This window comes from Neobacillus sp. NPDC093182, from assembly GCF_044754045.1.
On record NZ_JBIVOI010000020.1, the window covers coordinates 80,221 to 92,309 of the forward strand.

11 protein-coding genes and 2 riboswitches are annotated in these 12,089 nt (G+C 36.0%); all 11 genes read right to left on the reverse strand.

Annotated elements, in window-relative coordinates:
* Positions 1 to 5: 5 nt before the first annotated feature.
* Positions 6 to 1,628 carry a precorrin-3B C(17)-methyltransferase gene (cobJ, locus tag ACIQAA_RS27735; RefSeq protein WP_402626151.1) on the reverse strand — a complete coding sequence of 541 codons (1,623 nt, stop codon included), beginning with the start codon at positions 1,626 to 1,628 and terminating at the stop codon, positions 6 to 8.
* 139 nt (positions 1,629 to 1,767) lie between these two features.
* Positions 1,768 to 1,945: riboswitch (cobalamin riboswitch) on the reverse strand.
* 141 nt (positions 1,946 to 2,086) lie between these two features.
* Positions 2,087 to 2,941 carry an energy-coupling factor ABC transporter ATP-binding protein gene (locus ACIQAA_RS27740; RefSeq protein WP_402626153.1) on the reverse strand — a complete coding sequence of 285 codons (855 nt, stop codon included), beginning with the start codon at positions 2,939 to 2,941 and terminating at the stop codon, positions 2,087 to 2,089.
* Positions 2,942 to 2,968: 27 nt separating this feature from the next.
* Positions 2,969 to 3,751 (reverse strand): cobalt ECF transporter T component CbiQ, encoded by a 783-nt coding sequence (gene cbiQ, locus ACIQAA_RS27745; RefSeq protein ID WP_402626155.1) that lies wholly within the window; start codon positions 3,749 to 3,751, stop codon positions 2,969 to 2,971.
* A gap of 18 nt (positions 3,752 to 3,769) precedes the next feature.
* Positions 3,770 to 4,051, reverse strand: a complete 282-nt coding sequence (locus ACIQAA_RS27750; RefSeq protein ID WP_402626156.1) for an energy-coupling factor ABC transporter substrate-binding protein — start codon at positions 4,049 to 4,051, stop codon at positions 3,770 to 3,772.
* Position 4,052: 1 nt separating this feature from the next.
* Complete coding sequence (locus ACIQAA_RS27755; protein ID WP_402626227.1) at positions 4,053 to 4,721, reverse strand: energy-coupling factor ABC transporter permease; 669 nt, start codon at positions 4,719 to 4,721, stop codon at positions 4,053 to 4,055.
* Positions 4,722 to 4,970: 249 nt separating this feature from the next.
* Positions 4,971 to 5,164: riboswitch (cobalamin riboswitch) on the reverse strand.
* Positions 5,165 to 5,536: 372 nt separating this feature from the next.
* Entirely contained in the window at positions 5,537 to 6,211 is a 675-nt protein-coding gene (locus ACIQAA_RS27760; RefSeq protein ID WP_402626158.1) for a M20/M25/M40 family metallo-hydrolase, read from the reverse strand.
* Positions 6,212 to 6,462: 251 nt separating this feature from the next.
* Positions 6,463 to 6,810 carry a hydrolase gene (locus ACIQAA_RS27765; RefSeq protein WP_402626160.1) on the reverse strand — a complete coding sequence of 116 codons (348 nt, stop codon included), beginning with the start codon at positions 6,808 to 6,810 and terminating at the stop codon, positions 6,463 to 6,465.
* Positions 6,811 to 7,359: 549 nt separating this feature from the next.
* The gene (locus tag ACIQAA_RS27770) at positions 7,360 to 7,764 is read right to left on the reverse strand and encodes a DUF4367 domain-containing protein (protein WP_402626161.1); all 405 of its coding nucleotides are present in this window, start codon (positions 7,762 to 7,764) and stop codon (positions 7,360 to 7,362) included.
* 610 nt (positions 7,765 to 8,374) lie between these two features.
* Positions 8,375 to 9,691, reverse strand: coding sequence for an MDR family MFS transporter (locus ACIQAA_RS27775; RefSeq protein WP_402626163.1), 1,317 nt, complete (start codon positions 9,689 to 9,691; stop codon positions 8,375 to 8,377).
* Between the two features lie 343 nt (positions 9,692 to 10,034).
* Positions 10,035 to 10,157, reverse strand: coding sequence for a hypothetical protein (locus tag ACIQAA_RS27780; RefSeq protein WP_402626165.1), 123 nt, complete (start codon positions 10,155 to 10,157; stop codon positions 10,035 to 10,037).
* A gap of 708 nt (positions 10,158 to 10,865) precedes the next feature.
* A complete protein-coding gene (locus tag ACIQAA_RS27785; RefSeq protein WP_402626167.1) occupies positions 10,866 to 11,630 on the reverse strand; it encodes a CPBP family intramembrane glutamic endopeptidase in 765 nt (254 codons plus the stop codon).
* Between the last annotated feature and the right edge of the window lie 459 nt (positions 11,631 to 12,089).

Here is a 12,089-nt window from a genome sequence, read left to right on the forward strand (position 1 = left end):
TCCTCCTAATCTCCACATGGTGCCGGCTCGACTTCAATTTTGGAGCTCATATCTTGATAGTTAAAATACTGAATTCTTTTCACCCTTTTAAAATATTTAAAAAGGCGTTCATTTGGATGGGCATTTTGTTTGTACTCTTCAATAATTTTCGTTAATAACGGCAGCAGTTGATCTGGTTCAATTCCTTCTGCTACTGGCTGTGCAGCATGGGCTGTACGGCCAACCGGCTTTGCGCCAATAAATAAATCAAATTTTTTCTTGCGGTAAACGATCCCAATATCATCGAATACTGCCCGATAACAGGCCATACCGCAGCCGTTGAAACCAATATGTAATTCTTTTGGAAGCTTTAAGCCCCCCAATTTTGCTCCTATTTCTTCTGCATATGGAATTGATTCTGCTTTTTCACCGTTGCAAAAATCACAAGCTTTAACATTTAAAACATCGCCCACAGGCATGACGATTAAATGATTTTGTTCAAGCTTTTCAACAATCGATTCAGGCTGATCTGTTGGAATCTTTAGTAAAAAACGATGATCCGGTGTATATTCCATGGTGCCTGTCTCGCCAATGGTTTCTGCTAATACGCGCATTTGCTCAGGCGTAATAAATTTATTGGCAACACCAGGTGAAACAGCAAATTCAAATATATCTTCGATTGGCTGCTGAACAAAATGCGGATAGTCTATTTCCGATTTAGTCACCATGGATAAAGCCTTTATGGCCAAATCTAATGAGCTGGCTTCTTGTTTTATTCTTTCAATTTGCTCATAACCAGCTTGTGCTTCCCCTGTTTCTTGATTTAATGCCCATGGTTCAGCTTCCTTTTTTAAACGCTGATGCGGTTTTAAGCTTTGCTTCTCTTCCCCTAACGTATATTTACGCTGATAACCTCGAGGGGTAATGATTTTATTGTCATAAAAGAAAGTAGAAGAATTCCCGATCATAACCGTTGTCAGCATTCCGATATCATGTTCAAGCATTTCAGCCAGTGTTGTCAGCACTACATTTTGATTTTCACGATAGGCACTTTTCACAAGTCCCACCGGTGTTTCAGGAGAACGATATTTTAATAGAATATTTTGTGCCTCTACAATTTGGCGTGTCCGTCGACCGCTTTTCGGATTATATAAAGCTATAACGAAATCCGCCATCGCAGCTGCTTCAATGCGCTTTTCTATTACGGTCCAAGGCGTTAAATGATCACTTAGACTTATCGTGCAGGAATCATGCATGACAGGCGCACCCAATAAACTTGCACAAGAATTAATGGCTGAAACACCTGGAACAATTTCTACCTCAATTCCTTCTTTTTCAGTCCAGCCCTTCTCAATCAGCACTTCATACACTAATCCAGCCATACCATAAACGCCTGAATCTCCGCTGGAAATCACTGAGACAATATGACCTGCTTCAGCTTTCTTTACTGCATCCTGTGCACGTGACACTTCTTCAGTCATACCCGTACTGACGATGGACTTTGCTGTTACAAAAGGTTCAATTAGCTCCACATATGTTTTATAGCCAATAATACAATCACTTTGCTGCAATGCCACTACAGCTCGATTTGTAATATGCTCACGATCACCGGGACCGAAGCCAACAACAAAAATTTTTCCCTTTTTCATAGGCTTACCTCCAAATAAAAAATGCCTGTACTCCTTTTAAAAGGAATACAGGCATGTGAAATCGCAGTATAAAAAAAGCATACTGAAATACAAAAACAATTGGAATAATTGTCCCGCCTATACTTCTCCCTCCGAAAAGCAAGTGTCGTTTAAATAAGCAGGTTTCCTGACTTAAGCTTCTTTTTACTCTTACACCTTCCCGATTTCTCAGTGGCATTGTAATTTCATCAGCTCTTACAGTAGCGGGGGCTGTACTAGACTTTCACTAGTTTCCCTTTTACCTCACAAATGTGAGCACTTATTTAAAGTATTATTAAATTTTTTATAACTATATCATATAATCTCGAATGTTAACAAACTATTTGTTTGAAAATTTAATAAAAGCACCTTCTTAGGTTGAAATGGTGCTTTCAAAAAATTATGCACAATAAACTGAGGTCACTCGTCAGAATTCCACCTTAAACTTGAATGCTGGTCCCATTAAAACATGATTCCATCATTTCAAACAGTTCTGCTTTCGACCTCGGATACTTTTTATTGGATAAGTTCATTCTTTGAAATTTTTCAAACACTTCCATAATCCAAGGTTTTTGTAAATGGCTTGTTTCGAGTATTTCTCTTTTACTAAAAACCTCAACCGGTGTTCCTTGAGCTAGCAAATGCCCATTGTTTAAGATGATAACCTCATCTGCCCACTCATAAGCAAGATTTACATTATGTGTAGACAATAGAATCGTCCGGTTTCGATGATGAATCTTTTCCAATAGATTCAACATTCTTTTTGAATAGTAAGGATCGAGCCCAGCTGTTGGTTCATCTAATACCATTAATTCAGGATCGATGGCAACAATTCCAGCAATTGCTACCCTTTTTTTCTGTCCGATACTTAAAAAGTGAGGGGGTTTATCTTTAAGCGATTCCGTTTCTGTTAGTGTGATGACTTCCTTTACACACCTCTCAACTTCTTCGGTGGGTAAATTTAAATTTTTTGGACCGAACTTAATATCTTCATAGACAGTAGATGAAAAAAGTTGGGTTTCAGAGTTTTGGAACACAATACCGACTTGCTGCCTTAATTGCTGAATCTCTTTCCGTTTATAGGTCAACTTCTTTCCATTGTATAAAATGCTGCCACTTGTTGGCTTTAATATTCCGTTCATAAGAAGAAATAGTGTCGATTTCCCAGCGCCATTGTTCCCTAATAAGGCTATTTTCTTCCCTTTTTCAATGGAAAGATTTATCTGATTCAATGCCATTGTTCCATCAGCATATTGATAAGAAACATGTTCAAACGTTAATATTTGTTCACTCACTCTACATACTTCCTTTTCATTGTTCTTTCATGATTTTGTCATAGTTTCTATCAAGAAAAGTGTTACAAACGAAATAAAAATAATGACAAAATGCCCTCGCTTATAGCCCAATGATAAATCCACATCATACAAATGTTCATCTCCACCTCGACTATCAATTGTGATTTGAAGCTCTTTTGCTGCGTGCATCGATTTTATGAAAAGGCTGACAATAAGCTGTGCTACGCTGGAAAACCAGCTTCTATAATTTTGATAGCCAAGCCTGCTAGATTGTGCAATATAAATTTCATTCATCTTTTCCAATAAAACAAAGATAAATCGATACGTAATCCCGATTAATTCTACAAAAACGGTGGGTAGTTTTACTTTTTTTAATATCCACATTAATTGATTAAGAGGAGTTGATAAAACAAGAAAATATAAACAGCTCACACTTGCTAATATAGTTGTAGCTAGTTCGTATGATTGTTGGATACTATTTGAGCTAATATAGATTTGCCATGAACCTATTTTAGCCATCCAAAGCACCTCAAGATCTTCTTGATAATTAGGTGCAATGGAAAATAGTATGGCAACCAAGCTTGTCATTAAGAATATAAAAGGGACGAAAAGAAGTTTCAAATATGCAATAAACGGGATTTTCGCCTTGAATAGCACCAAAATACTCATGACAGTAAAGGTAAAACAAGCCACCGAAATATTTTTTGAAAGAATTGTAAAAAAGAGAAAGATCAGCGCAAGGATGACCTTCTCAACGGGATGAACATCTTTTAATCCGCTGATATAAGCATAATCATCAATTTTTATCATAGTTTTCACTTCATTCTGCTATTGTTTGGATGAAGAATACTTTTTTCTAGCTTTTCCATATCCAATTACATAGCCGATGATGATGGCTCCGAGAGCCGCTTGTAACGAGAATAGTAAACTTTCAATCTCTCCACTTGGTGGTTCCCATATGGCATTAAACCAAGGCTCATAGTCAGGTGCTACTTCGGTAATCACTTCCTCCGCTTGCCCATCTGCCCCACCAAATTCAGCATTTTTTAAAAAAATCAAAGGAATAATTGCTAATAGAATCACGAATAAAAATAATACTCCATTTCTCATGTTACCTTGCCTCCTTCAGTGTAGGTAATTGATTTAATTCTGTCATATTATATTTTTGGAGTAAGTTCATCACAATAACCGTAAGTAAGCCTTCACTAATCGCTAAAGGTACTTGTGTAAAAGCAAAGATACTAGCAAACTTTACAAATGAAGCCACGAATCCACCTATCTCAGCAGGGAAAGCTAAAGCTAATTGAACCGATGTCACTAAATATGTCCCCAAATCCCCTAACATTGCAGCTAAAAAGACTGAAACGGCGACGGATACATTCATTTTTCTTCCACACTTGTATATTCCGTAAGAAAGGAAAGGTCCAACGACAGCCATTGAAAATGCATTCGCGCCTAAAGTAGTAATTCCACCATGTGCTAACAATAGTGATTGAAATAAAAGGACTATTGTTCCTAAAACACTCATCGCCGTTGGACCAAATAAAATTGACCCCAATCCTACACCCGTTGGATGGGAACAACTACCTGTCACTGAAGGAATTTTCAACGCAGATAATACGAATGCAAATGCACCAGACAGACCTAGGATTGATTTCAATTCAGGATTTTCTTTTAATTTCTTCGTAATCGATCGTATTCCAACGGCAACAAATGGAATGGTGATCCCCCACCAAAAAACAGCCCAACCCAATGGTAGAAATCCTTCCATAATATGCATCGCATAGGCTGGACGATAAGAATTCGTCCAAAAATAGCTTGCTAAACCTAACAGTACAACAAATGAAAACCATAATGATCTTTTTTTCACTTTAAACTTACCTCCATCGTTAAAATAGTGACCAAACTAAAAAGAGCATTTAAACCTGGTGGGTTTAAATGCTCACAAAAAACACTGGTATGTTCTGCTTTATTAATAAAAAAGCATACTTCCGTCTCCGTAAACACATCCCTATATCCCGTAGGTCACGTCGTACTTTCTAAACAGGCAGGTCTCCTGACTTACCATCGATGCTCCTTGCGTCTTCCCACTTTAAAATAAAGCAGTGACATTGTGCAAGTCGCTCCGGATTACAGTGGCGGGTACCGTGTCGGACTTTCACCGAACTTCCCTATTAAGCTATACATTCTTACATGCATAACACCTGTTTAAAATATGTATATGATTTTCTTTATATTACATTAACAGACTCTTGCTGTCTACCATATTTTCTTGTTACCAAATTTACAAAAAGAAGCCGCTCATCAATTTGAGCAGCTTGTTAAATAAACTATGAAGTGACCAATAAATCAATGTGACCAAAGCGTGACCAAAGAAGAAATTTTGACTTGTTTGCCCACTAATTTTCTCCTTTTCTAACTTCATTAAAAATCCTCAATAACCCTTATATTTCAAGGTTGGCGGGACTGTGTGGGAATAGAACCCACCAGACGCACATAAAAAACGTGCCGGTACCGTCCAAAATTTGGAAGGATCCTGGCACTTTTATCGGCAAAAAAGAGGGGTGCTATGCGATCCCTCCTTTACCTATCTATTCAGATCAATTCCAAAAACGAACAGATCGTTAAGATCCCTTTATCAAAATTTTCTAAGTTAAAATGTTCATTTGGAGCATGGAGATTTTCATCTGGCAGCCCGAATCCCATTAAGACAACTGGAGTATTTAAGGTATGGTTGAAATCCGATACAATCGGAATGGAGCCTCCTTCTCTTTTATAAACAGGTGCTTTTCCATAAACCTGTTCATAAGCTTCAGCCGCTTTTTGAATCATCGGATCATCGATTGGGGTTAAGAAGGGATTACCTGTAACATGAAGTGTTACTTTTACCGTGCATCCTTTTGGTGCTTGTTCTTCCAAATGCTTTTTGATTAAGCCCTGGATTTTTTCTGGATTTTGATTATTGACTAGACGGCAAGTGATTTTGGCGTGTGCCTCGTTAGGAATGACGGTTTTTGTACCTTCCCCCTGAAATCCGCCCCATATGCCGTTTAATTCTAATGTTGGCCGGGAACTGATTTTCTCAGGATAAGGATAATTTGTTTCCCCTCCCGTTAATTCCGTTAAGCCTAACTGTTTTTTTAGCTTTTCTTCATTAAAGCCCAGTGCTTTAATTTGTTCCTTCTCAAATTCTGTCAATTCTAGAACATTATCGTAGAACTGATCAATATTTACCTTTCCGTTTGCATCATGAAGAGTAGAATTAGACAATCAACTCTGAAAAAGGATGAGAGTTTCTTGAACGTATTAAAGTGACTGGTACCACAAGATTGTATCAAGGAAATTAAGACCGTTTGCTGGACTAAGCTTTTTCCTTATAATTCTTTAATATTCAATTAAAGCTTTATTATTCAAAAAAACGCAGCCAATTTCCCAAGGTATGGGACTGACTGCGTTTACTTCTTTTTGTAAGTAAATCACCATTTAGCCATTTAATATCATTCCGAGAGGTTCTAGTAAGATTAAAAGCTTTTGTGCTGAATAGTTGCACTATCTTCATTTAGAATTCCCATTTTTCTAATATGAGCTCGGGTTTTCTCATCACCTAAGTCATAAAGCATCGTATAGGTCCATAATATTCGCTGGTCATATTCCCTATTTTGAGGCTGATGATGATATCCAAGATAAGGAATATGTGATCGAAAATAACTTTCCCAATCTGTTTCATCCATTCGATTAAAAAGTCGTTCAAGGAAATTTACTTGAGATTCTGTCGCTTCAATTTTAAAATCCCACTCTCCCTCGTAAGGTCCTCTGAATATTTCATTAGATTGAATATTGATATAGTAACTTTGTTTTTGTCCATCCATTCGATCATCTCCTATCTTTATGGATGTTTACCACAACTTTCAATGTTTTAAACATTTTCATACCTTCAAGTAATACCTCAATGGTTATCAACCATCGATATTGGATGGTTCTTTTTTGTATGTTAAACCACAGTGGAGACTGCACTTTTTCCTGCTTGAAATTCCAAGCAGTCAGGGCTTCACCTCAATTTTCGCCAATATAACCTTTGCTGCTTCTACAAGGAGTACGGCCGTTCCTTTTCTTCACCAAACTCGCCTGGAGCTGTCAATCTCCTTAAAGCTTTCTCCGACCTCAAGTAGCGGTAAGTATGATCACTGTGATCACCATTACACCATTGGGAATATGCAAGAAATGAATAAAGCCTTGCATATTTTCGGCTTATTAATAATTTTTGATATTCAACCAAACAACTATTTGTTTAAGTGTATTTTTTTACAAAATCATTACAGGAATATTGTGCATTAAAGAAAAAGCGATTGCTTTTAACTCACAATCGCCATCATCCCTTTAATACGAGGGTGATATACCCCCTTTATTGGAAAAGCCCATTACTTTTCAATCATAGACAGCAATACTTTTTCCATTTCTTCTTTTGTCAATACTTCTGCAAACATAACAATTTTGTAACCTTTTTCTGGAACAGTAACCCGCATACCACCCCTGAAACTAGCACTCTCATCATTAGAGGAAACATAATCAAACTGAACTCCATTTAAAGAATAGGTTTCGGATTTTTCAAAAGGACCAGCCTCTTGCATTTCCTCCATAATATCTTTTTGATTTATTTTCTGCTGGTTTGTCCAAAACACAAACTCCCCATCACTATAATTTAATGAAACTACTGGTTCCTTAGCTTCATTTTCGATAGAGTAGTTTTCGTCAACTTGTATATATCCTTCAGGTATATATGTTGGTTTTGTAATGGTAAAGCTAAATTTTGCGTACTGCTGCACTTCCTTTAGAGCAAATTTATCTGTGTATGATTGCTGTAATTCTCCAAGTTGGTTTAATCTCTTTGCTTCTCCGGAATTAGGCTCTCTACTTTCTTTTCGTACCTCACTCCATATTTCGGTTTCTTCATTAATTAATTGAACATAATTGTTGAACTCTTCTTCTGTTAAATTCTCTTTAGCAATTGCTAAAAAACTACATTTGGCTTAAATTTTTTTAACTTTTTTCAAAATAAAAAAACCGTCTTAAAAAGAAACGGTCTAAGGGGATTATCGAGTCTTTCAATTATATCCTAAGTTTTTGGTAACCCAATGCCAAGAGTGTTGGTAATTAGGAAATTGTCACCCCTTGCATTAAAATATGCATAACCTTTGATTTATGATTTATTATCTTCTCTGTTGTAATTAAATACCTTATAACACTAAACTGCCCTTTAGTAAAAAACACTGGTTAATCAAGCTAAAAATATAATGTTTTTTTTACTCTTATTTTTGGCGAAGATATTAATCTCGCTTTAGCAGTCCCTTTTTTGAATTTCACATTATTTAACCAATCTATAATTGCATCTGTATCAAAGCGCGCCCGTTTTTGAATAACTTAATCTTTATAAAGCTATGTTAAATTCGTTCTACTTGCTGTAACTTCCTTTTTAACATGAAGGGTCTGATTCTTTTCCTTCGCTTCGGATACCCATTTATCAAGTGATAAATATATAATACCTGCAACGATACTACCTATTCCTAAAACCGTAAATAGAACCTGACCAAGATGACCATCAAGCAAAAAACCTGCAAAAATGGGACCGACTGCACTACCAACGATCCACTGAAGGCTTGATGCCCCCATATAAGTACCTCGTAAATGTTCAGGTGCAATATTCGCTACAAAGGTCATTTGTACCGGGGATAAGAGCATTTCCCCTAGTGTGTATATTCCATAGATAATGATAAGGAATAAAAGGATACTCCAATAGGAAAACTGGAACTTTGTAAAAAATATTGGCAGCCACCCTACTGCAAGCAGCCCAAAACCAAATAAAACCGAACCATATAGCATGACCTTTCCAAGTTTGCGCTTACTTGCCCATCTCGATATCATAAATTGGAAGAAAACGACCAGTGCTCCGTTAAAAGCCATTAAATAAGGATATGGATTTTGGGCATCGGAAAGTGCCGGTAATTGTTGATCAAAATGCAGTGGAAGCATCCCTTCCATTTGTGAGAATCCCATCGAAATAACAATTCCCGTGATAATATAGAAAAATAAAATTTTATCATTGACGAGCACCTTAAAAATAGATGGCAGCTTCTCTTCTTCATCAAGATCTTTCGTTTCCTTTTTTCGTTCATTTTTCGGTAGTGTTTCTGAAAGCAAGAACGCTAAAAAAAGGGAATAAACAAAAACGGATGAAGCAGCAATGATAAAAATAACTGATTTTGATAAAAACACAACGGATGCTCCAAGCAATGGACCGATTGCTGCTCCAATATTGTGTCCCATTCGCAGCAAACCAAATGCTTCCGTCCTTCCCTCTTCATCAGTCACATCAGCAACCATGGCTGATGCCGCAGGATGAAAAAGAGAATTAAACAAACCAAAAAAACTCGATATCAATAAGAAAGGATAGAAGCCATCGAAAAAAATAAAACCAAGCATTACCAATCCATTTCCAACCATCGAAACAATCATAATGGGCTTCCTTCCATATTGATCCGCAAGTTTTCCACCTATTAATGAACCAAGTACTCCGGCAATTGGCCCCATCGCCATAACAACACCAACTTGCCAAAAATGATCCACCTTATCACTCATATATAAGGCGAAAAAGGGCATTAACATCATCATCGCAACACCATTAATCGATTCACCGATAAAACGAATCCAAATATTACGATCCATGTTTCGATAAGCATGTAAACTCATTTTCACTTCTTTTCCTCATTTCTCTCTGACATCAATTTTGTCAGTCTTATTTTTTCAAAGCATTAGAGATTACAAGCGCGCTAGTCTCCCCCGACAGCTGCAACCACTCGCGAGTAAAAACACGATTTTTGTGTTCAAAAAGGGTGTGATTCTTTGGAGCTGGTCTGCAGTTACTAGATATCACCTACGTTTACTTCTTATCTTTTAAGAAATAATCGGGGATTGCCAGCCCTTGTCGAAGCCGTTGTGATAGAAAGAGAGAGTATGCTTTTAACAGTGCAAAGAAGCCGTGAGCAAGTTAAACCTGCCCACGGCTTTTAATCTAAATTAAAGAATGGGTAAGGAAAACTTATGGTTGATCCATCGCTTTATAGTTAAAAAAGGGTACACTGCTCCCGTTAGACATAAATACATATGTGATGGAACGAACTTCTACTAACCAATTAACCATAAAACGTAAACCATTAAGCATTTCCTTACACCTCCTATTCCTGAAATTTTTAAATTATCTTAATTATCCATTCAAATTATAATTTATTATTAACAAGCATGTAAAGAAATTCCCTTTTTGAAAATAAAGACCTTTAAGAAAGTCTTTATGCTGTAAGCAGTTTTACCCTTATTGGGCTGTTAATCTACTTGAATTTTTATATTCGCTCATAACTCATTTACATTCCCAATTACCCTTTTGCCAAGGAAATCATTTCATTGGATAAGATGGAATAAAACAACTTATAACCCGATTTAAGGGAGAAAAATTCTCTCTTTTTTAAACCAAGAATAATGTATAAAGAATGACAATTTACAACAATAGCCAAACAAAAAAATACCTTTGATTTATAAAATCAAAGGTCAAAGGTGAACTTAGTGGTCTAGGCTAAGTCCATTTTTAGGAGGTCTAAACTCAGAAGAATTTAAACTATAATTATAGTAACACGAAACGAATAATTATTCAACATATTATATAATTATACATAAACTATCATTGGTTGCTTTTCCATTAACTTAATGCAGCCCTTTTAAATTTAAGCACCCCTAAGTTTAAGTGCATTTCTTTACAATGTATTAACGTGATCAGTTAGCTGGATAAAAAATATTTTGTTCCTTTAAATATCGAACGAATTTCGTATTCATCATTACTTGGAAAAATCCCATTAAAACCTATTTACCATCTTTTGTATTAGATTATAAATCCGCTATATACCATTCCAATATTAATTACGATATGAAAAACAATACTCGGATAGATACTGTTTGTCTTAAGTGTGATTAATGCGTAAATTACCCCTGCAACTGAAATTAACAAACTAAGAGAAAGAGAAAAACCAATTGAGAGATGGAGAAGTCCAAAACCAACACTTGTAACGATAACAGCATACCCTGTAGATGTGGCTTCCTTAAGAGCCGAAAGCAATATCCCTCTCCAAATAACTTCCTCAAAAACTGCATTAATAAGTGAAAAAAATAAACAAAACAATAATAGCATTTGAATATACTCTATATCCTTTTGAATAATAAAAAACACATATGTAATTACATTAACAACTATTCCAATCATCCAAAAATAAAATGTATTAACTTTATGAAACGGTAAAATGATAGGATTTTTCCAATCAGGTTTTTCATTGTGCCAAGAAACCTTCTTATTAAACAAGAGATGGTTAAAAACCATTCCTATAATCATAAAAACAAGAAAAAGACGATTAAGAATGATTTTAAATTCTTTTGAAATGTTCATCGTTCCAACAAAATCATTAGAAACTATAAATATCACAAAGCCGATTAGAAACGATAACAGTAGTGATATAACGAATCGTTTTTCTTTACTGACAAATAATAACAAAATCACTAATCCCATAAATACAAATAAGGAAAAAACTTCTTGTTGGTAGGAAATAGAAGTAATCCCTAAAATAAATAAAGCCGCAATAATAATTAACAACAAAAAAATTCCCCATTTCCACGTTACCCCTGCACATTATCTTTATTAATTTCTACCAATAAAAGGGGAAATCCTTCTTTAACTCCCTCAGTTTGATACGAATATCTCTTGAATGCTCACTTATTCGCAGGATTTCATAACCTCTATAAAGAGAATGACGGGTAATTTGAATGAATTCAGTTCATTTGGCTTCGTGAAGGCATAGTTAAATAAAGGAGTTAGCTACTACTCCATATTTTACCATATAATGCACATCTCCACGCCGCCCCTGGAGGCTTTCCCTCCCATGTCTCAACGGGTCAATTGCCCTCTCATTCCTTCGTCATGCCTATCCAAGGGGTGGAGGCCAGTTTTGCTAACCTGATGGGTCACAGTGCCCTTTTGTTAAATAAACCTGGTACTCCGTACATATTTGAAATCCTACGAATAAGACAACATTCAAAATTAAAATCAATTTTTTAA

Bases quoted from the DNA above. Each gene is read 5' to 3' on its own strand.
- cobJ (WP_402626151.1), bottom strand. From the start codon at position 1,628: ATGAAAAAGGGAAAAATTTTTGTTGTTGGCTTCGGTCCCGGTGATCGT.
- cbiQ (WP_402626155.1), bottom strand. From the start codon at position 3,751: ATGATAAAAATTGATGATTATGCTTATATCAGCGGATTAAAAGATGTT.
- ACIQAA_RS27750 (WP_402626156.1), bottom strand. From the start codon at position 4,051: ATGAGAAATGGAGTATTATTTTTATTCGTGATTCTATTAGCAATTATT.
- ACIQAA_RS27755 (WP_402626227.1), bottom strand. From the start codon at position 4,721: ATGCATATTATGGAAGGATTTCTACCATTGGGTTGGGCTGTTTTTTGG.
- ACIQAA_RS27765 (WP_402626160.1), bottom strand. From the start codon at position 6,810: ATGGATGGACAAAAACAAAGTTACTATATCAATATTCAATCTAATGAA.
- ACIQAA_RS27780 (WP_402626165.1), bottom strand. From the start codon at position 10,157: ATGCTTAATGGTTTACGTTTTATGGTTAATTGGTTAGTAGAAGTTCGT.